Genomic DNA, 18,878 nt, shown 5'->3' with positions numbered 1-18,878 from the left:
TGCTTTCAGCCCAAGACCTCAACTGCCGGGGTCGGACCCTCAGGGTCCGACCCCAGTCTCTGCTCTTGGGTTACATGCCCAGATAGGCACTTTGTACCTGCTCGTTATGCAGCAATTCGGGACCGGGACCGGACAAGGTGATGGCGCCCGTCTCGATCACATAGCCGACGTCGGCGATCGACAGGGCCGCGTGCGCGTTCTGCTCGACGAGGAAGATGGTGATGCCCTGGTCGCGCAGCTCGGCCACGATGCGGAAAATTTCCGCGATCAGGAGCGGGGCCAGGCCCATGCTCGGTTCATCGAGCAGCAGCAGTTGCGGGCGCCCCATCAGCGCGCGCGCCATGGCCAGCATCTGCTGCTGTCCGCCGGACAGCGTACCGGCCAGCAGCAAGCGCTTTTCCTTCAGGATCGGGAACAGCCCATACATGCGCTCCATGTCGCCGGCCACGTCCTGCGCGGGGCGCGTAAAGGCGCCCAGGCGCAGATTGTCTTCCACCGTCATGGGGCCGAACACTTGGCGCCCTTCCGGCACCTGGCAAATGCCGCTGCGCACGCGCTTGTCGGCGCTCATGCGGCTGACGTCCTGGCCGGCGAAGGCGATGCTGCCCGCGCTGATCGGCTGCACGCCGGAAATGGCGCGCAGCAGGGTCGTCTTGCCAGCGCCATTCGCGCCCACCAGCGCCACCAACTGGCCCTGGCGCACTTGCAGGTCGATGCCGTGCAGGGCCTGGATGCGGCCGTAATGGCTGGTCAGGCCGGCGATATCGAGCACCAGCGGAGTTTGAGGTTTTTCCATCTTCATCATGCCGCCACTCCCAGGTATGCCGCCACCACGTCGGGATTGGCGCGCACTTCGGCGGCGGTCCCTTCGGCCAGCTTCTTGCCATAGTCGAGCACCAGGATATGGTCCGACAAATTCATCACCAGTTTCATGTCATGCTCGACCAGCACCACCGTCACGCCCGATTGCGCCACCTTGCGTATCAAGGCTTCGATCTCGCCCGTCTCCGTGTGGTTCAAGCCCGCGGCCGGCTCATCGAGCAGCAGCACTTTCGGCTTGGCCGCCAGCGCGCGGGCGATTTCAAGGCGTTTCAAGGCGCCATACGACATCTGTCCCGCCTCGTCGTCGATATGCCGGCCCACGCCGACAAACTCCATCAAGCCCGCCGCCTCGTCGCGGCAAGCCGCATCCGCGCGACGCACGGACGGCAAACGCAGCATGGAGGCGAACAGGTTCTGGTTCAGGCGCAGGTGCGCGCCCACCATCACATTGTCGATGGCCGTCATGTTCATGCACACCTGCAGGTTCTGGAAGGTACGGCTCATGCCGCGCCGCGCCAGCGCATCGGGCGGCATGGCGGCCACGTTTTCCCCATTCAGCAGGATCTCGCCCCTGGTCGGCGTGTAGACGCCCGTGATCAAATTGAACAAGGTCGTCTTGCCGGCGCCGTTCGGCCCGATCACGGAATGGATATTGCCTTCCTTGACGGTGAAGCTCACGTCCTGCACCGCGTGCACGCCGCCGAAGCTCTTGCTCAAGTTGTTAATCGTCAGCATCTCACACCTCCTGTGCCGGTTTGGCGGGCGCCTTGGGCCCCCCTGCCCGCTTGCGCGAACGGCTGGCCAGGCTCGGTACGAGGCCCTTGGGCATGAAGATCATGGTGGCCATCAGGATCACGCCAAACACCACCGTCTCCCAGCCTTCAAAACTGGACAGCAGTTGCGGCAGGATCGTCAACAGCGCTGCGCCGATGATGGAGCCGAAGATCGACGCCATGCCGCCCACCACCACCATCGTCACCAGCTCGATCGAGTGGAAAAAGCCGGCCAGGTTGGGCGTGATGAAACCGATGTAATGGGCGCTGATGCTGCCCGCGATGCTGGCGATGACGGCCGACAGCACGAACACGCGCACCTTGAAGCGCGTCGTGTCGACACCGACCACGCGGGCCGCCACTTCCGAGCCGTGGATCGCCTGCAGCGCGCGGCCGACGGGCGAATCGATCAGGTTCAGCGCCAGCCAGGTGACCAGCAACAGCAGCACGGCGCACACCAGGTACCACGATTTTTCACCGGCGATTTCCAGTCCGGCGACACTGAAGGCGGAGACCCCGATGCCATCGGGGCCGCCCGTCCATTGCGTCTCGTTGTTGATGACGATGGAAATGATGATGCCCAGGCCCAGGGTCGCCATGGCCAGGGTATGGCCCTTGAGTTTCAATACGGGGCGGGCCAGCAGCAAGGCCAGCAAGCCCGTGGCGACGGCGCCGGCGGCCAGGGCGGCGAGCGGCGGCCAGCCGTAGTGCGTGGTCAACACGGCCGATGCATACGCACCCAGGCCATAGAAACCCGCGTGACCCAGGCTGATCTGGCCCGTGTAGCCCATCAAGAGGTTCAGGCCGATGACGACGATGGCGTTCAGGGCGATGCGGATCGCCACGTCATAATAGAACGCATTGGTGAGGAACAGCGGCAGGATGGCCAGCACCAGGGCCAGCACCAGCAAGCCACCATGGCGCGAGCGTGTCAAAAAGTTGGTCATACACGCTCCGAATTTTTAGCGCCAAACAAGCCTTGCGGCAGGAAGAACAGGATCAACAAGATCAGCACGAACGGCACGGCGTCCTTGTAGGCCGAGGAGATGTAGCCGGCCGTCATGGCTTCGGCGATGCCGAGGATCAGGCCACCGGCAATCGCGCCGGCGCCGCCACCGAGGCCACCCAATACGGCAGCGACAAAGCCTTTCAGGCCCAGCATGATGCCCGCGTCATACGAGGTATACGTGATCGGCGCGACGAGGATGCCGCCCGCCGCGCCCAGCAAGGCCGACAGGCCGAACGAAAACAGCAGCACCTTGCGCGTGTTGATGCCCACCAGTTGCGCAGCCAGCTTGTTGTGCGAGGTGGCCAGCATGGCCTTGCCCATCAGGGTGCGACCGAAGAACCAGCCCAGCACCAGCACGATGACGATGGTCACGCCCAGCACCCACAGGCTTTGCGGCAGCAGGCTGGCGCCCAAAAATTCGATCGGCGTATCGCCGGAAAAGGCGGGCAGTGTATGCGTATCCTTGCCCAGCCAGATTTGCACCAGGCCGCGCAGCACCAGCGAGGCGCCGATGGTGATGATCAACAGGGTGATGACCTGCGCATTTTGCGCCGGTTCGATCACGGTTTTTTCCATCAGCAGGCCCACCAGGCCCGTGGCGATGACGGCCAGGATGATGGCCAGCGGCAGCGGCACGCCGGCGGCCGACATCACGGCGGCCAGCATCCCGCCCAGCATGATGAATTCGCCTTGCGCGAAATTGATCACGCCGCTGGTGTTGTAGATGATGGTAAAGCCCAGCGCCGCCAGCGCGTAGGCGGAACCGACCGTCATCCCGGAATACAGAAATTGTAGAAATTGAGCGACTTCCATGGTGTCTCCATTATGTTCGGCTACGCGCGGACCGCCTTCGAGGGCAGTCCGCGCAGGTACTTCTGGCTTACATTATTTCGACAATTGCCATTCGCCGTTCTTCACTTCCACCATGCGGAACGCCGACAGGTCCAGGCCCATATGGTCTTTGGCCGACATGTTGAAGACACCGGTGGTGCCGACAAAACCCTTGGTCTGTTCCAGTGCCGTGCGCACTTTTTCGCGGTCCGTGCCGCCGGCGCGCTTGATGGCGTCCACCGACAGGTTCAGGGCATCGAGCGCATAGCCGCCAAAGGTCGACGGATCGATCTTGTAGCGCTCTTTATACGTCTTGTCGTAGCCGACCACGATGGCCTTCTGCGCGTCGCTGTCGGGCAGCATGGCGCCGATCAGCAGGGCTGGCGTCGGCAGGCGCACGCCTTCGGCGGCTTTGCCCGACAGCTTCAGATACTCGTCCGACGCCACGCCGTGCGACTGGTACAACGGCAGCGCGGACATGCCCAGCTGGCCGTAGTTCTTGGTCACCACGGCCGGCCCCTGGCCCAGGCCGAAGACGAAGACGGCCTGCACGCCGGCCGTATTCTTGATGCGCGTGAGCTGCGCCGTGATGTCCGTGTCTTTCGGACCGTAGGTTTCATCGGCCACCAGGGTGATGCCATATTTGGAGGCGACGATCTGCGATTCCTTGCGGCCCGAGGCGCCGAAGCCGCTCGTTTCCGACAGCAGGCCGACCTTGCTGATGCCGCGCTTCTTCATGTCCTCGAACACCTTCTCGGCTGCCATGCGGTCCGTATGCGGCGTCTTGAACACCCATTTTTTCACGGGATCGATGATGACCACGGCGCCCGCCAGCGAAATGAACGGCATGCTGGCACGCTCCACCAGCGGCGCCATCGCCATCGTCGCGCCGGTGGTGGTGCCGCCGATCAGCACATCGACCTTGTCCGACTCGATCAGGCGCTTGGTAAAACCGTTGGCCTTGGCCGCATCGCTGCCGTCATCGTAGTGCACCAGTTCCAGCTTGCGCCCCAGGACGCCGCCGGCCGCATTGATTTTCTCGATATACAGCTGCAGGGTTTTCAGTTCGGGGTCGCCCAGAAAGGCGGCAGGTCCCGTGACGGACAGCACGGAACCGATCTTGATGTTCTCGGCCGCATACGCGCCCGCGGCGGACATGGCCAGCACGCCGGCGATCAGGGTTTTCTTGAAAATATTGGCAATCATTGTGGTCTCCACCAGGTTGGCACTACGGTCAATTATGGTTGGCGCTTTTTTGCAAGCCTGCGCCTTTTGTTTTTACTTTGTTTTTACTCGTTTATACGCGTTCAATGACGACAGCAATACCCTGCCCCACGCCGATGCACATGGTGCACAGCGCATAGCGCCCGCCCGTGCGTTCCAGCTGGTTCAGCGCCGCCATCACCAGGCGCGCGCCCGATGCGCCCAATGGATGGCCGATGGCGATCGCGCCGCCATTCGGATTCACGTGGGCCGCGTCGTCGGCCAGGCCCAGGTCGCGCGTGACGGCCAGCGCCTGCGCCGCAAACGCTTCATTGAGTTCGATGACGTCCATCTGTTCGATGGTCAATCCTGTCTGCGCCAGCACCTTGCGCGACGCCGGCGAAGGCCCAAAACCCATGATGCGCGGCGCCAGGCCGGCCGTGGCCATGCCCAGCACCTTTGCGCGCGGCGTCAATTTGTATTTATCCACGGCGGCGGCGGACGCCAGCAGAATGGCGCAGGCGCCGTCGTTCAAGCCCGAGGCGTTGCCGGCCGTGACCGTGCCGTCGGCCTTGACTACGCCTTTCAGTTTCGCCAGCATCTCCAGCGAGGTATCGGGACGCGGATGCTCATCCATCGTCACCATCTTCGGTTCGCCTTTTTTCTGCGGCACGGCGACGGGCACGATTTCGCGATCGAAGACGCCAGCCGCGTTGGCGGCGGCCCAGCGCTGCTGGCTGCGCAAGGCCAGACCATCCTGGTCGGTGCGGCTGATGCCAAATTCCACGGCCACGTTTTCCGCCGTTTCCGGCATGGTGTCGATGCCGTACTGCGTTTTCATCTTGCCGTTGACGAAGCGCCAGCCCAGGGTCGTGTCTTCAATTTTCGCCGCGCGCGAAAAGGCGCTGTCGGCCTTGCCCATCACGAATGGCGCGCGCGTCATGCTTTCCACGCCGCCGGCAATGATCAGCTCCGCCTCGCCCGCCTTGATGGAGCGGGCGGCCATGCCGACGGCGTCCAGGCTGGAGCCGCACAGGCGGTTGATGGTATTGGCCGGCACTGCCGCCGGCAAGCCCGCCAGCAGCGCGGCCATGCGGCCCACGTTGCGGTTGTCTTCGCCCGCCTGGTTGGCGCAGCCGTAGAACACATCGTCGATGGCGGACCAGTCGACGGAAGGATTGCGGGCGATCAGCGCAGCGATTGGCAGCGCGCCCAGGTCGTCCGCGCGCACGCTGGACAAGGCACCGCCGTAGCGGCCGAAAGGTGTGCGCACGGCGTCACAGATAAAGGCTTCGTTCATGTTTGCTTCCTTGTTCGGGCTATCAGGAGAAAATCTTCGGGCGCTGGTCAACCACGCGGCGGGCCTTGCCCGTCAGGGTGCGTTCGATGCCGGCGGCGGCCACCAGGCGCACGCGCGTGCTCACGCCCACATGCGTCTTGATGCGGTGTTCCAGCTCGCGCGCCAGGCCATCGGTCTCGCTGGCCGAGAGGGTGGCAGTAAGATCGATACGCAGCTCAGCGATCACTTCGAGTTTGTCGAGGTGGCCGTCGCGCGTGACGACCAGCTGGTACTGCGGCGCCAGCTTCGGCATTTTGAGGATCAGCTCTTCGATCTGCGTGGGGAAGACGTTCACGCCGCGGATGATCAGCATGTCGTCGGAGCGGCCCGTGATCTTGCCGATGCGGCGCATGGCCCGCGAGGTCGGCGGCAGCAAGCGGGTCAGGTCGCGCGTGCGGTAGCGGATGATGGGCAGCGCCTCTTTCGACAAGGAGGTAAACACCAGTTCGCCCTCTTCGCCGTCCGGCAGCACTTCGCCCGTTTCCGGATCGATGATCTCGGGATAAAAATGGTCTTCCCAGATGACGGGACCGTCCTTGCTTTCGATGCATTCGGACGCCACGCCAGGCCCCATCACTTCGGACAGGCCATAGATGTCGACGGCGTCGATGCCGGCGCGCGCCTCGATTTCCGAGCGCATGGCATCCGTCCACGGCTCGGCGCCGAAGATGCCCACCTTCAGCGACGATTCAGCCGGATCGAGACCCTGGCGCGTGAATTCCTCGATGATGTTGAGCATGTACGAGGGCGTGACCATGATGATCGATGGCTTGAAATCCTGGATCAGTTGCACCTGCTTTTCCGTCTGGCCGCCCGACATCGGGATGACCGTGCAACCGAGGCGTTCGGCGCCATAGTGCGCGCCCAGGCCGCCCGTAAACAGGCCGTAGCCGTAGGAGATATGCACCATGTCGCCCGCGCGGCCGCCGCCGGCGCGGATCGAGCGCGCCACCACATTGGCCCAGGTATCGATGTCGTTCTGCGTGTAGCCGACCACCGTGGCCTTGCCCGTGGTGCCGCTCGACGCGTGGATGCGCACCACTTGCTCGCGCGGCACGGCAAACAGGCCGAACGGATAATTGTCGCGCAAGACTTTTTTGTCCGTGAACGGAAATTTGGCCAGGTCGGACAAGGATTTGAGATCGTCCGGATGCACGCCCGCTGCATCAAAAGCGGCGCGGTAATGGGGCACGTTGTCATACGCGTGCTTGAGCGTCCATTTCATGCGTTCGAGCTGCAGCGCCTGCAGTTCATCCTTGCTGGCGCGCTCGATCGGCTCGAGGTCATTCGGGGCGGGAATTCGTTGGACCATCATTGTCTCCTAATTGGTTCTTTAACTATTTAAAGCTGCGGCGGCAGTTCAAGCCTGCTCTTGTATCTTCAATCGCTAATGACTTCACCCGCCACGCGGATCGACTTGCCTCGGAAGAGCGCGATGGCGCGGCCATCCTGGTTGCTGACCTTGACGTCGTAGACACCGCTCTTTCCCGCCAGCGCCTGCTCGACGGCGTGCGCCGTGAGCACGTCGCCTTCACGTCCCGGCGCCAGGTAATCGATGGTGCAGCCGGCGCCCACGGTATTCATGTTGTAGCTGTTGCAGGCAAACGCGAAGGCACTGTCGGCCAGGGAAAAGATAAAGCCGCCGTGGCAGGTCTGGTGGCCATTGAGCATGTCTGGGCGCACCGTCATCGTCATGCGCGCGTGGCCGGGCCCCACGTCAGCCAGGGCGATGCCCATGGCGGCGGTGGCGTTATCGCGCGACAGCATGGAGGCGGCGGCCGCTTCGGCCAATGCCTGTGCCGTCATGTTGTGATCTTCATTCGGCATGAAACGTCGCTCCAGTGGCAAGTTTGCGGCGCAGCAGCGGCGAGACCCGATAGCGGTCTTCGCCATAGCCTTGCGCCAGGTGGTGCAGCACGGTCACGATATGCTGGACGCCGACAGCATCGGCCCAGGCCAGCGGTCCGCGCGGGTAATTGACGCCCTTCTGCATGGCGACATCGACGGCAGCCACCGTGCACACGCCCTGGTTGACGGCATCGGCCGCTTCGTTGGCCAGCATGGCGAGCGTGCGCATGACGGCCAGGCCAGGCACGTCGTCCAGGCGCGTGACGATGAAACCGGCCGCCTGGAACAGGCCGACGACGGCCGCGTAGGCGGCGTCGCCGCACTGGTCCGCACGGGCCACGGCGATGCGTTTGGCACCGGCGTAGTCGAGCGCCAGGTCGAACAGCACCGTGTCCGGATGCTGGTTGTCGTGCGCGCGCTGGGTGGCGCTGCGACCGTCGGTCAGATAAATCGCGGCGCCGTTGCAATGCAGGGCAGGTGCCTCGTCATGCGCCTGGCCTTCCTGCGTCACGCGGCGGCTGACGGTGATGCCCGCCTGCTCCAGCCGCTGCACCAGGCTGCGGATGACGCCGCTGTGGCCACGACCATCGCCGCCGATGGCAGCCGACAGGGCGACGAATTCCGGGGTCGCTTGCGCGCTTTCCGCCTGCGCCACAGGGGCAGCGGCGCCTTCGCCGTACAGATAAAAGCCCCGGCCCGATTTGCGGCCCAGGAAACCGGCGTTGACCATTTCCTGCTGCAGCACGGACGGCGTGAAGCGCGGGTCGTTGAAGTAGGCGCCGAACACGGATTGCGTGACGGAGAAATTCACGTCGTGGCCGATCAGATCCATCAATTCGAATGGCCCCATGCGGAAACCGCCCGCTTCGCGCAGCACGGCATCGATGGTGGCGGGGTCGCCCGCCTGCTCGTTCAACAGGCGCCAGCCTTCCGCATAAAACGGACGGGCGACACGGTTGACGATGAAGCCCGGCGTCGATTTCGCATGCACGGGGTTCTTGCCCCAGGCGATCGAGGTGTCGTAGACGGTGGCGGCGACCTGCTCGCTGGTGGCCAGGCCACTGATCACTTCAACCAGCGCCATCAGGGGAACGGGATTAAAGAAATGCATGCCGACCAGGCGTTCCGGACGGCGCAGCTTGGCGGCGATGGCCGTCACGGAAATCGACGAGGTATTCGTCGCCAGGATGCAGTCGTCGCTGACTAACGCTTCGAGTTCGGCGAACAGGCCGCGCTTGACGTCGAGGTTTTCCACGATGGCTTCCACCACCAGGGCGCAATCGCTCATGTCGGCCAGGCTGCCGGCCGCCTGCAGGCGCGCCGTGGCGGCCGTGGCTTCGTCAGCCGTCATGCGGCCCTTCTCGGCCAGCTTCGCATACATCTTGCCGATATCGAGCAAGGCCTTGCTGACCGCTTCCGCGCGCGTGTCGTACAGTTTGACCCTGTAGCCGGCGGCCGCGGCCACCTGTGCGATGCCGGCGCCCATGGCGCCGCTGCCGATGACGGCGACGATACTGTTGTTTGCCAATGCGGTCATATCAGTGTCCCTTGAATTGCGGTGCGCGCTTTTCCATGAAGGCGGCCACGCCTTCGCGGTAATCGTCGCTGTTACCGAGATCGCTCATCATGCGCGCTTCCAGCGCCAGCTGCTGCGGCAGGGTATTCGCACCGCTGGCGGCCAGCGCCTGCTTGGTGTAGGCCAGGCCCTTGGTCGGCGCCGTGGAAAAGTGCACGGCCAGCTTGCGCGTTTCTTCGGCCAGCTGCGCGTCGTCCACGCATTTCCAGATCAAGCCCCAGTCTTCCGCCTTTTCGGCCGTCAGTTTTTCGCCGAGCATGGCCAGGCCCATGGCACGCGCCGAACCGATCAGGCGCGGCAGGAAGAAGGTGCCGCCCGTGTCCGGGATCAGGCCCAGCTTGCAGAACACTTCCACGAAGCTGGCCGACTTGCCGGCGATGACGATGTCGCAGGCCAGTGCCAGGTTGGCGCCCGCGCCGGCGGCCACGCCGTTGACGGCGCAGATCACGGGCATAGCCAAGGCTTTCAAGGCCAGCACCAGCGGCGCATAGTTTTTTTCCACCGACTCGCCCAGGTCCACGCCCTTCGAGCCTGGTTCGACGGCGCGGTCGGACAGATCCTGGCCCGCGCAAAAGCCACGCCCCGCGCCCGTCAGCACGAACACGCGCACGGTGCTGTCGGCGTTCACTTTCGCAAGCGCATGGCGCACTTCCTCGTGCATGGCTTGCGTAAAGCTATTGAGCTTGTCGGGACGGTTCAGGGTGAGCGTGGCGATACCCTGCTCGATGGTAAAGAGGATGTTTTGGTAGGTCATGGCGTCTCGCTTCAATTTTTTAAACCCAGATGCAAGTGCCGGGGTCGGACCCTGAGGGTCCGACCCCAGTCTTCGCTTGGGGTCTGATGTTACTCAGCTTGGTCGAAGTCGACCACCACCTTGTCGGTCAGCGGAAAACTCTGGCAACTGAGGACGAAGCCGCGCGCCACTTCGTAGTCTTCCAGCGCGTAGTTGACGTCCATTTCGACCTTGCCGTCGAGGATCTTGCAGCGGCAGGTCGAACACACGCCACCCTTGCATGAGTAGCGCATGTCCAGCCCCGCTCGCAGACCCGCGTCGAGGATGGATTCCTTGTCCTTGTCCATCGTGAAGGTGGTGTGGTTGCCATCCATGATGACGGTCACTTCCGTTTCCCGCACCGCATCCGCAGCCAGCTGCGCACGCGGCTTATGAAAGTTTTTCGGGATGCTGGCGGCGAACAGTTCGATCTTGATGTTCTGCTTGGGCATGCCGGCCGCCTGCAGGGCGGCGGAAACACCGAGCATCATGTCTTCCGGGCCGCAAATAAACGCGTTGTCGTAATCTTCTACCTTGATCCAGTGCTGCAGGAATTGCTCGCATTTTTCCTGCGTGATGCGGCCGTTGAACAGCTCGATATCCTGCTGCTCGCGACTCATCACGTAGACCAGGTTCAAACGCTCCAGGTACACATCCTTCAAGTCCGTCAATTCTTCCTTGAAGATGACGGAAGACGAAGCGCGGTTGCCGTAGAACACAGTAAAGCGGCTCAAGGGTTCCATCAGCAGTGTCGTCTTGATGATGGAGAGGATGGGCGTGATGCCGCTGCCGGCCGCAAAGGCCAGGTAGTGCTTGCGGTTGACGCAGTCGAGCGGCACGTTGAAGTGGCCCATGGGCGGCATCACCTCGATGGTGGCGCCGGCTTTCAGTGTGTCGTTCGCCCAGGTCGAAAAGGCGCCGCCCGGTGTGCGCTTGATGGCCACGCGCAGCGTGCCGTCCTGCACCGCCGAACAGATGGAATACGAGCGGCGCACGTCTTCCGCATTGATATTGGCGCGCAGGGTCAGGTGCTGCCCCTGCTGGAAGCGGAACTGCTGCTGCAGTTCCGCTGGCACGTCGAACGTGATGGCGATGGTGTCGCGCGTTTCATTGCGCACGTTCGATACGCACAGCGGATAAAATTTACTCATGCTTCATCTCCAGTTTCTTCGGAACGTGTGCCTGATTTTTTTAGTGGCACTTGAAGTAGTCAAACGGTTCGCGGCAAGCCAGGCATTTGTACAGGGCCTTGCACGGCGTGGAGCCAAACTGGCTGGTCAGCTGCGTATGCGTGGAACCGCAATTCGGGCAGATCACCTCCAGCGTCGGCATGGGCTGGCGCTTGACACCACCTGTCAAACCACTGATGTCGATCACCTGCTGCTGCGGCGGGGCGATGCCATAGCCTTTCAGCTTGGCCTTGCCCGCCTCGCTCATCCAGTCCGTGGTCCAGGCGGGCGCCAGCTGGTTCACCAGCGTCACCTTGACCACGCCATGGCTGCGCAAGGCATCGGTGACGGCATCGGCGATCACCTGCATGGCCGGGCAGCCCGAATACGTGGGCGTGATCGTCACGATGCACTCTTCGCTGCTGACCACATCGACGGCACGCACGATGCCCAGGTCCACCACCGAAATGACGGGAATTTCCGGGTCCGGCACGTCGCCCAGCCAGGCCCAGACCTGGGCCGCGTCCAGCGCTGCCATGGGCGTGTTCACTACCACTCCGCCCCGGGATAGGCGCGCTGCAGGAACTGCATCTCGGCCAGAATAAAACCCAGGTGTTCCGTGTGCGTGCCCTGCTTGCCACCCTTTTGCATCCACGCGTCGGGCGCCGGCATGTTCAAGGTGGCTTCGGCGAAGATCTCGGCCACGTGTTCGAGGAAGGCCTGGCGCAGGATGTCGGACGGCGGCGCGATGCCGGTGGCAAGCATGGCCTGGTCGACGGCGTCGTACTTGAACATCTCGCCCGTGTACATCCACAGCTTGTCGGCCGCCGCCTGCGTCTTGGCATGGCTGTCCGCCGTGCCGTCGCCGAGACGCACGATCAGGTCGCCGCTGCGTCTCAGGTGATACGTCACTTCCTTGATCGACTTCTGCGCCACTTCGACGATGCGTGGATCGCTGCATTTCGCCAGTTCCAGCAGCTGGAAGTAGTGCCAGCTGTCGAAGAAGAACTGGCGCATCATGGTGTCGGCGTAATTGCCGTTCGGCTGTTCGACCAGCAGGCAATTCTTGAAGTCGTGGGCGTCGCGCAAGAAGGCGATGTCGTCCTCGTCGCGGCCCGCGTTTTCCAGTTCGGCCGCATAGCTGAACCACAAGCGCGTCTGGCCCAGCAGATCGAGCGCCACGTTGGTCAGCGCCATGTCTTCTTCCAGCGCCGGCCCCTTGCCGCACAGCTGTGACAGTTGCTGGCTGAGGATCAGGGCGTTGTCGCCCAGGCGCAGGAGGTAATTGACCTTGTCATCCATTACAGGCGCTCCCATCACAGGTTCTTGACTTCTTCCGGCATCGGGAAGAAGGTGGGATGGCGGTACACCTTGCTGTTCGACGGTTCGAACAGGGCGGCCTTGTCGCCAGGGCTGCTGGCGACGATATCGGCCGCGCGCACCACCCAGATGCTCACGCCTTCATTGCGGCGCGTGTAGACGTCGCGCGCATGGTTGACCGCCATGGTGGCGTCGGAGGCGTGCAGGCTGCCCACATGCTTGTGCGCCAGGCCGTGCTGGCTGCGGATGAAAACTTCCCACAATGGCCATTCTTTGCTCATGTTGCTCTCCCCTATCTGTCTTATGTAATTACGCTGCTGCTTTATTAGCGGCTTGCTTGTCTGCATACGCGAGCAAGGCATCGCGGAACCATGCGCCGTCTTCATACGCTTTGACCCGCGTTTGCAGGCGCTCGCGGTTGCACGGGCCATTGCCCTTCAGGACATTGTTGAACTCGGACCAGTCGATCTCGCCGAATTCATAATGGCCCGTTTCCGCATTGAACTTCAGGTCGGGATCGGGCACGGTCAGGCCCAGGTATTCGATTTGCGGCACGGTCTGGTCGACCATGCGCTGGCGCAATTCGTCGTTCGAGAACAGCTTGATGCGCCATTGCGCCGATTGGGCGCTGTTGACGGAGGCGGCGTCGGACGGGCCGAACATCATCAACGATGGCCACCACCAGCGGTTCAGCGCATCCTGCGCCATGGCTTTCTGCTCTGGCGTACCCTTGCACAGCGACATCATGATGTCGTAGCCCTGGCGTGCATGGAACGATTCTTCCTTGCAGACGCGGATCATGGCGCGCGCATACGGACCATACGAGCAGCGGCACAGCGGGATCTGGTTGATGATGGCGGAGCCGTCGACCAGCCAGCCGATGGCGCCCATGTCGGCCCACGACAGGGTCGGATAGTTAAAGATGCTGGAATACTTGGCTTTGCCCGAGTGCAAGGCAGCGAGCAGATCGTCGCGCGACACGCCCAGGGTTTCCGCGGCGCTGTACAGGTACAGGCCGTGACCGGCTTCGTCCTGGATCTTCGCCAGCAGGATGGACTTGCGTTTCAGGGTCGGTGCGCGCGTGACCCAGTTACCTTCGGGCAATTGACCGACGATTTCCGAGTGCGCATGCTGCGAAATCTGGCGGATCAGGGTCTTGCGGTAAGCGTCCGGCATCCAGTCCTTGGCCTCGATCTTGATGCCTTCGTCGATGCGCGCCTGAAAAGCGCGCTCTTCCTGGCCCATGTCGTCGATGGAGCGGACGTTCTTGAGGCCGGTTTCAACCATTTGTGCGTACATGATGTGTCTCCCATGTCTTTGATTTTGCGCAGCAACGCGGTGCGATGAACAGATAATACGATACAAAAAACGATTTGCATACACTTGATGTGAGTCATTTTAAAAATTCGTATCTTATGCAGCTTTTTTGTGCGTATGATATTGCTTATGAGAAAACACTACGAAGTGCCACCAGCGCTTCCGGCAAATTATTGACGCGCTACCCGCGCAGCCAAGTAAACTGCTGCTTTTATTGAATCGACCGCAACACGGCCAGACCGGAACCACATGAAGAACACCCGCTGCACGGCATGGATAGCCGATTTCCTGGAAAGCGACCCACCGCGCTCAAAGTCCCTGGTGATGACGATTTTCGGCGACGCCATCGTGCCGCGCGGCGGCGCCATCTGGCTGGGCAGCCTGATCGACCTGCTGGCACCGTTTGGCGTGAATGACCGCTTGCTGCGCACCAGCGTGTTCCGCCTGGCGCAGGAGGGCTGGCTCAGCTCGCAACGCGACGGCCGCCGCAGCGCCTATACGATACGCCCGGAAGCTCTGGCCCGCTTCGAACGCGCCTATCGCCGCATCTATGCGCCGCTGGTCGTGCACTGGGATGGCAGCTGGACCCTGGTGATCGGGCCGGCCGGCAGCATCGGCGCCGCCGAGCGGGGGGCGCTGCGCAAGGAATTATTGTGGGCTGGCTATGGCTTGATCTCTCCCGGCATCTTTGGCCATCCAGCCAGCAACTCGGAGGCGCTGGAAGACATCCTCGTGCGCAACGAGGTACAGGGCAAGCTGTATGTTTGCCACACGACAGAGTTGCCGGATGTCAGCACACGCCCGCTGCGCGACATGGTGGGCGAATGCTGGGACTTGTCGGAAGTGATGGCCGGTTACGAAAAATTCATCGCCAGCTTCCAGCCCCTGCTGACCTTGCTCCAGCAGGAACCCGTGTTCGATGCGGAGCAAGCGTTTGTCATCCGCTCGCTGCTGACGCACGCCTACCGCCGCGTGCAATTGCACGACCCGCAACTGCCCGTCGAACTGCTGCCCGAACCGTGGCCCGGCACGCAAGCGTATGCGCTGGCGCGCGACCTGTACCGCCTCACCCATGCGGCGGCCGAGGAACATATCCTGGCCACCCTGCGGCGCGAGGATGAGCAGGCGCCGGACGTGGAGCCGTGGTTCTTTGAACGTTTTGGCGGCCTGAACACCTGACAAAACGTCCATGGCGGCGTTGCAGGGCCTGGGCGTACGTTCGTACTGCCTGCGGCCCTGCGCCTTGCCCTGGCCATTTTTCAGGCGTTCAGCAAGCGTCGTTGTGTACCGTTCATTGCTTGGTCACGACTTGCTTCGCCCCTGCCAGCAAATCCTGCCCCAGCTTTTCCAGTGCATTGGCCTGCACCAGCATGGTGTCGAGGATGGCGACGTTGAAGGTGAACTCGGCCGGCGTGGTATAGCCGGGAAAACGCAGGATGCGCAGCAATTCATGCAAAGTCGTGCCCTTGCCCAGGTGCGCCAGGGCGTCGCTGAGGGCGCTGATTTTCTTTTCCAGGTCGCGTATGTGGTTGCTATGGTCGTCCATGATGCTCTCCCCGTGTTGGAACTATCACGTTAGCAAAGCATGTCCCGCGTCGTTTGCGCCAGCACAAAGGCGCGACTAAAACAGGTATCATCGCGCCATTGCACACGATGCAAAACCCATATGTTTTTATCAGGAACACTCATGACCATTAAAATCAGCCAGCAATTCGACGCCGGCGCGATCGAGGTGCTGCGCGCCGACGATGCCCAATCCATCGAGCTGAACATCCGCAAGGATTCCCACGCCGACATCACGCAGTGGTTTTATTTCCGCCTGCAAGGCGCGCAAGGCGAGGCGTGCACGATCCGCTTCATGAATGCAGGCAAGTCGGCCTACCCGGACGGCTGGAAAGACTACCAGGCCGTCGCCAGCTATGACCGCGAAACCTGGTTCCGCGTGCCAACCAGCTTTGACGGCACGGTGATGACCATCGCACACACCCCCGAGGAAGAAAGCGTGTACTACGCCTACTTCGAGCCGTACCCATGGGATCGCCATCTGGCCCTGATCGACAGCGCGCAAGCGTCGCCGCTGGTGCGCCTGATCGACCTGGGCAGCACGGTGGAAGGGCGCGACATGAACCTGCTGGTGGTCGGCGACGCCGATGCCGAGAAGAAAGTCTGGGTCATCGCGCGTCAGCATCCGGGCGAAACGATGGCGGAATGGTTTGTCGAGGGCATGCTCGAAGCATTGCTGGACCAGGCCAATCCGTTTGCCCGCCAATGCCTGCAAGACGCCGTCTTCTACGTGGTGCCGAACATGAACCCGGACGGTTCCGTGCATGGCAACCTGCGCACCAACGCGGCCGGCGCCAACCTGAACCGTGAATGGATGACGCCGACGATGGAACGCAGCCCGGAAGTATTCCTGGTGAAACAGAAAATGCATGAAATCGGCTGCGATCTGTTCCTCGACGTACATGGCGACGAAGGTCTGCCTTACGTGTTCGTCGCCGGCAGCGATGCGCTGGAAAATTTCACGCCAGCACAAAAGGCAGAGCAAGACCGCTTCATCGCCGACTTCAAGGTGGCCAGCCCCGACTTCCAGGATGAGCACGGCTATGAAGACGGTCCGTTCACGCCGGAAGTACTGACCATGGGTTCGCCCCACATCACGCATGCCTTCGGCTGCCTGGCACTGACCCTGGAACTGCCGTTCAAGGACAATGCCAACGATCCCGACCCACAAACGGGCTGGAGCGGCGCCCGCAGCGCTGCCCTGGGCGCGGCCGTACTGCAGCCTATCCTGTCCACCTTGCGCGCCTGAGCATCAGGGCCGGACCGGCCCGCGTAAGCCCGATGCCCCGCACGCCGGGGCATTTTTATGCCCGCACTGCAAGCGTTGCTGAGCGAACGATTTTTTTTCAGAACGTCTTGCCTAGCAGAAATTATCGTCCTACACTCAACAACAGAATCAGGCCGTGCCACGCTGCGCGGCCCCGCAAGAATACGCCACCGGGTGGGTCGCCATGACTTCCCGGCCACCAGAAATACGCATCCACGGCCCCATACCTGCCGAGCTAGCTCTCTGTAAGAAAAAACGACCGCATCGGCATCGTGCCGCAGCGCGCCTGCCCATCTGGCGGGTGCGTGTACACATGCTGCCGGGCGCTTCCCGCATGTCGCCGAGGATGGATTACCTATGTCCAAGCTTAAAATCAGTACCCGTCTGGCCTTCAGTTTCGGCCTGATCATTGTCCTGCTTGCCATGGTGGCATTTGTTTCCGTGAGCCGCATCCGCAACATCAATGCCTCGACGGAAAAAATCCTCAATGACCGCTATGTCAAGGTCATGCTGTCGAATACGATACAGTCCGAGATCAATATCCAGGCCCGCCTGCTGGGCAACGCGATCATCGGCGCCAACGATGCCGACGAAGTCAGCAGTGCCGTGGCCAAGATTCAGGCATCGGTCAAAAAGAACCTGGAACTGCTGGCGCGCCTGAAAACCCTGATCAACACGCCCAAGGGCCAGGAACTGCTCCAGGCCGTGATGACCAGCCGCGAAAGCTATGCCAGGACGCGCGATGCGAATATCAAATTGTTGCAAGAGGGAAAAACCGAAACGGCCGGCATCTTCCTGCTGACGCAACTGCGCTATCCACAAGAAAAATTCTTGACGGCGCTGGCGGCCATGGCCGGCTTCCAGGAATCGCTGATGGCAGCCGAAGGCAAGCAAGCTCTCGCCGACGGGCGTCTGGCCATCATCCTGACCCTGTCCCTGTCGCTCGCCGCGACGGCCATTGCCATCGCGCTGGCCGTCCTGATCAGCCGCTCGATCAGCCGGCCCATCGCCGAAGCCGTCAAGGTGGCGCAACGCGTGGCGGCTGGCGACTTGTCGGGCAGCATCGACGCGCGCGGCAATGATGAAACGGGCCTGCTGCTGCGCGCCCTGAAAGAAATGAACGACAATCTGCAAGGCATCGTGGCCCGCGTGCGCCATGGCACGGATGCCATCGCCCATGGCTCGCGTGAAATCGCCTCCGGCAATATGGACTTGTCCTCGCGCACGGAACAACAAGCCAGCTCGCTGGAAGAAACGGCCTCGTCGATGGAAGAACTGACGTCGACCGTCAAGCAGAATGGCGAAAACGCACGCCAGGCCAACCAGATGGCGCAATCGGCCTCCAGCGTGGCCAGCAAGGGCGGCCAGGTGGTGGCGGAAGTGATCACGACCATGGATTCGATCAATGCCTCGTCGAAGAAAATCGTCGACATCATCGGTGTTATCGACGGTATTGCCTTCCAGACCAATATCCTGGCCCTGAATGCGGCCGTGGAGGCGGCCAGGGCGGGCGAACAGGGCCGCGGCTTTGCCGTGGTGGCCACGGAAGTGCGCAACCTGGCGCACCGCTCCGCCGCCGCCGCCAAGGAAATCAAGATCCTCATCGACGACTCCGTGCAGCAGGTTAATCTCGGCAGCAACCTGGTGAACCAGGCGGGCAGTACCATGGAAGAGATCGTCAGCAGCGTGCGCCGCGTCACGGACATCATGGCCGAGATCACATCCGCCAGCAACGAGCAGGAAGCGGGGATTGAACAGATCAACCAGGCCATCACGGAAATGGATGCCGTGACACAGCAAAATGCCGCCCTCGTGGAAGAAGCGGCAGCCGCGTCAGAAGCGTTGCAGGATCAGGCCGGCATCCTGGCCGAAGCTGTCAGCGTGTTCAAGCTCGACGGCACGCAGGCGCTGCCGCCGGTTCCGGTTCCGGTTCCGGCCCCAGCCATCCGCGCACCAGCGAAGCCTGCCGCCGCGCCACGCGTCACGGTCACTGCCGCACCCGTCAGAAAAGCAGGCAAGGTGGTCGCGCAGGCCGCAGTCACCGAGACCGAGTGGGAAGAGTACTGAGG

Annotated in this window: 19 protein-coding genes; 3 read left to right on the top strand and 16 right to left on the bottom strand. The window is 62.4% G+C overall.

The window, feature by feature from the left end; translation table 11 throughout:
- Positions 1-70: 70 nt before the first annotated feature.
- The 15 genes from K0F86_RS01870 to paaA all read right to left on the bottom strand — a co-directional run bounded on the left by K0F86_RS01870 (position 71) and on the right by paaA (position 13,961).
- Complete coding sequence (locus K0F86_RS01870; protein ID WP_092796538.1) at positions 71-802, bottom strand: ABC transporter ATP-binding protein; 732 nt, start codon at positions 800-802, stop codon at positions 71-73.
- The gene (locus K0F86_RS01865; RefSeq protein WP_086137156.1) at positions 802-1,557 is read right to left on the bottom strand and encodes an ABC transporter ATP-binding protein; all 756 of its coding nucleotides are present in this window, start codon (positions 1,555-1,557) and stop codon (positions 802-804) included. The genes K0F86_RS01870 and K0F86_RS01865 overlap by 1 nt, the downstream gene beginning before the upstream one ends.
- 1 nt (position 1,558) lies before the next feature.
- Positions 1,559-2,542, bottom strand: a complete 984-nt coding sequence (locus tag K0F86_RS01860; RefSeq protein WP_219132675.1) for a branched-chain amino acid ABC transporter permease — start codon at positions 2,540-2,542, stop codon at positions 1,559-1,561.
- Entirely contained in the window at positions 2,539-3,417 is an 879-nt protein-coding gene (locus tag K0F86_RS01855) for a branched-chain amino acid ABC transporter permease (RefSeq protein ID WP_219132674.1), read from the bottom strand. Before K0F86_RS01855 ends, K0F86_RS01860 begins: the two co-directional genes overlap by 4 nt.
- A 72-nt stretch (positions 3,418-3,489) precedes the next feature.
- The gene (locus K0F86_RS01850; protein ID WP_219132673.1) at positions 3,490-4,641 is read right to left on the bottom strand and encodes an ABC transporter substrate-binding protein; all 1,152 of its coding nucleotides are present in this window, start codon (positions 4,639-4,641) and stop codon (positions 3,490-3,492) included.
- 91 nt (positions 4,642-4,732) lie between these two features.
- Entirely contained in the window at positions 4,733-5,938 is a 1,206-nt protein-coding gene (pcaF, locus tag K0F86_RS01845) for a 3-oxoadipyl-CoA thiolase (RefSeq protein WP_219132672.1), read from the bottom strand.
- Positions 5,939-5,960: 22 nt separating this feature from the next.
- Positions 5,961-7,289 (bottom strand): phenylacetate--CoA ligase PaaK, encoded by a 1,329-nt coding sequence (gene paaK, locus K0F86_RS01840; RefSeq protein ID WP_219132940.1) that lies wholly within the window; start codon positions 7,287-7,289, stop codon positions 5,961-5,963.
- A 68-nt stretch (positions 7,290-7,357) separates the two neighbouring features.
- Positions 7,358-7,804 (bottom strand): hydroxyphenylacetyl-CoA thioesterase PaaI, encoded by a 447-nt coding sequence (paaI, locus tag K0F86_RS01835; protein ID WP_219132671.1) that lies wholly within the window; start codon positions 7,802-7,804, stop codon positions 7,358-7,360.
- Complete coding sequence (paaH, locus tag K0F86_RS01830; RefSeq protein ID WP_219132670.1) at positions 7,794-9,362, bottom strand: 3-hydroxyacyl-CoA dehydrogenase PaaH; 1,569 nt, start codon at positions 9,360-9,362, stop codon at positions 7,794-7,796. The genes paaI and paaH overlap by 11 nt, the downstream gene beginning before the upstream one ends.
- A 1-nt stretch (position 9,363) precedes the next feature.
- A complete protein-coding gene (gene paaG, locus K0F86_RS01825; RefSeq protein ID WP_219132669.1) occupies positions 9,364-10,155 on the bottom strand; it encodes a 2-(1,2-epoxy-1,2-dihydrophenyl)acetyl-CoA isomerase PaaG in 792 nt (263 codons plus the stop codon).
- Positions 10,156-10,244: 89 nt separating this feature from the next.
- Positions 10,245-11,324, bottom strand: coding sequence for a 1,2-phenylacetyl-CoA epoxidase subunit PaaE (paaE, locus tag K0F86_RS01820; protein ID WP_219132668.1), 1,080 nt, complete (start codon positions 11,322-11,324; stop codon positions 10,245-10,247).
- A 40-nt stretch (positions 11,325-11,364) separates the two neighbouring features.
- Positions 11,365-11,880: a 1,2-phenylacetyl-CoA epoxidase subunit PaaD gene (gene paaD, locus K0F86_RS01815; protein ID WP_219132939.1), complete on the bottom strand. Its 516-nt coding sequence runs from the start codon at positions 11,878-11,880 to the stop codon at positions 11,365-11,367.
- Between the two features lie 11 nt (positions 11,881-11,891).
- Positions 11,892-12,644 (bottom strand): 1,2-phenylacetyl-CoA epoxidase subunit PaaC, encoded by a 753-nt coding sequence (paaC, locus tag K0F86_RS01810; RefSeq protein WP_219132938.1) that lies wholly within the window; start codon positions 12,642-12,644, stop codon positions 11,892-11,894.
- A gap of 14 nt (positions 12,645-12,658) precedes the next feature.
- The gene (gene paaB / locus K0F86_RS01805; RefSeq protein ID WP_219132667.1) at positions 12,659-12,943 is read right to left on the bottom strand and encodes a 1,2-phenylacetyl-CoA epoxidase subunit PaaB; all 285 of its coding nucleotides are present in this window, start codon (positions 12,941-12,943) and stop codon (positions 12,659-12,661) included.
- 28 nt (positions 12,944-12,971) lie between these two features.
- A complete protein-coding gene (gene paaA, locus K0F86_RS01800) occupies positions 12,972-13,961 on the bottom strand; it encodes a 1,2-phenylacetyl-CoA epoxidase subunit PaaA (RefSeq protein WP_219132666.1) in 990 nt (329 codons plus the stop codon).
- Positions 13,962-14,228: 267 nt separating this feature from the next.
- Here paaA and paaX point away from each other — a divergent pair, with 267 nt between their 5' ends.
- Complete coding sequence (gene paaX / locus K0F86_RS01795) at positions 14,229-15,158, top strand: phenylacetic acid degradation operon negative regulatory protein PaaX (RefSeq protein WP_219132665.1); 930 nt, start codon at positions 14,229-14,231, stop codon at positions 15,156-15,158.
- A 112-nt stretch (positions 15,159-15,270) separates the two neighbouring features.
- On the opposite strand, the gene K0F86_RS01790 is transcribed toward paaX, so the two are convergent.
- Complete coding sequence (locus K0F86_RS01790; RefSeq protein WP_219132664.1) at positions 15,271-15,525, bottom strand: hypothetical protein; 255 nt, start codon at positions 15,523-15,525, stop codon at positions 15,271-15,273.
- Between the two features lie 141 nt (positions 15,526-15,666).
- On the opposite strand from K0F86_RS01790, the gene K0F86_RS01785 reads away from it, so the two are divergent.
- Positions 15,667-16,791, top strand: a complete 1,125-nt coding sequence (locus K0F86_RS01785) for a M14-type cytosolic carboxypeptidase (RefSeq protein WP_219132663.1) — start codon at positions 15,667-15,669, stop codon at positions 16,789-16,791.
- 375 nt (positions 16,792-17,166) lie between these two features.
- On the top strand, positions 17,167-18,876 hold the full coding sequence (locus K0F86_RS27820) for a methyl-accepting chemotaxis protein (protein WP_219132662.1): 1,710 nt from the start codon (positions 17,167-17,169) through the stop codon (positions 18,874-18,876).
- The last annotated feature ends 2 nt before the right edge of the window (positions 18,877-18,878 follow it).

Origin of the sequence: Janthinobacterium sp. UMAB-60 (genome assembly GCF_900095235.1) — a bacterium.
Taxonomy (GTDB): domain Bacteria; phylum Pseudomonadota; class Gammaproteobacteria; order Burkholderiales; family Burkholderiaceae_D; genus Janthinobacterium.
This window is presented reverse-complemented; position numbering and strand designations above follow the sequence as displayed.

What these genes read in the sequence shown, in the direction of transcription:
- pcaF (WP_219132672.1), bottom strand. Translation starts at nt 5,938, where the DNA reads ATGAACGAAGCCTTTATCTGTGACGCCGTGCGCACACCTTTCGGCCGC.
- K0F86_RS01850 (WP_219132673.1), bottom strand. Translation starts at nt 4,641, where the DNA reads ATGATTGCCAATATTTTCAAGAAAACCCTGATCGCCGGCGTGCTGGCC.
- paaG (WP_219132669.1), bottom strand. Translation starts at nt 10,155, where the DNA reads ATGACCTACCAAAACATCCTCTTTACCATCGAGCAGGGTATCGCCACG.
- K0F86_RS01855 (WP_219132674.1), bottom strand. Translation starts at nt 3,417, where the DNA reads ATGGAAGTCGCTCAATTTCTACAATTTCTGTATTCCGGGATGACGGTC.
- K0F86_RS01790 (WP_219132664.1), bottom strand. Translation starts at nt 15,525, where the DNA reads ATGGACGACCATAGCAACCACATACGCGACCTGGAAAAGAAAATCAGC.
- K0F86_RS01865 (WP_086137156.1), bottom strand. Translation starts at nt 1,557, where the DNA reads ATGCTGACGATTAACAACTTGAGCAAGAGCTTCGGCGGCGTGCACGCG.
- paaA (WP_219132666.1), bottom strand. Translation starts at nt 13,961, where the DNA reads ATGTACGCACAAATGGTTGAAACCGGCCTCAAGAACGTCCGCTCCATC.
- K0F86_RS01785 (WP_219132663.1), top strand. Translation starts at nt 15,667, where the DNA reads ATGACCATTAAAATCAGCCAGCAATTCGACGCCGGCGCGATCGAGGTG.
- K0F86_RS01870 (WP_092796538.1), bottom strand. Translation starts at nt 802, where the DNA reads ATGAAGATGGAAAAACCTCAAACTCCGCTGGTGCTCGATATCGCCGGC.
- paaK (WP_219132940.1), bottom strand. Translation starts at nt 7,289, where the DNA reads ATGGTCCAACGAATTCCCGCCCCGAATGACCTCGAGCCGATCGAGCGC.
- paaH (WP_219132670.1), bottom strand. Translation starts at nt 9,362, where the DNA reads ATGACCGCATTGGCAAACAACAGTATCGTCGCCGTCATCGGCAGCGGC.
- paaX (WP_219132665.1), top strand. Translation starts at nt 14,229, where the DNA reads ATGAAGAACACCCGCTGCACGGCATGGATAGCCGATTTCCTGGAAAGC.
- paaD (WP_219132939.1), bottom strand. Translation starts at nt 11,880, where the DNA reads ATGGCAGCGCTGGACGCGGCCCAGGTCTGGGCCTGGCTGGGCGACGTG.
- paaB (WP_219132667.1), bottom strand. Translation starts at nt 12,943, where the DNA reads ATGAGCAAAGAATGGCCATTGTGGGAAGTTTTCATCCGCAGCCAGCAC.
- paaC (WP_219132938.1), bottom strand. Translation starts at nt 12,644, where the DNA reads ATGGATGACAAGGTCAATTACCTCCTGCGCCTGGGCGACAACGCCCTG.
- paaI (WP_219132671.1), bottom strand. Translation starts at nt 7,804, where the DNA reads ATGCCGAATGAAGATCACAACATGACGGCACAGGCATTGGCCGAAGCG.
- K0F86_RS01860 (WP_219132675.1), bottom strand. Translation starts at nt 2,542, where the DNA reads ATGACCAACTTTTTGACACGCTCGCGCCATGGTGGCTTGCTGGTGCTG.
- paaE (WP_219132668.1), bottom strand. Translation starts at nt 11,324, where the DNA reads ATGAGTAAATTTTATCCGCTGTGCGTATCGAACGTGCGCAATGAAACG.
- K0F86_RS27820 (WP_219132662.1), top strand. Translation starts at nt 17,167, where the DNA reads ATGTCCAAGCTTAAAATCAGTACCCGTCTGGCCTTCAGTTTCGGCCTG.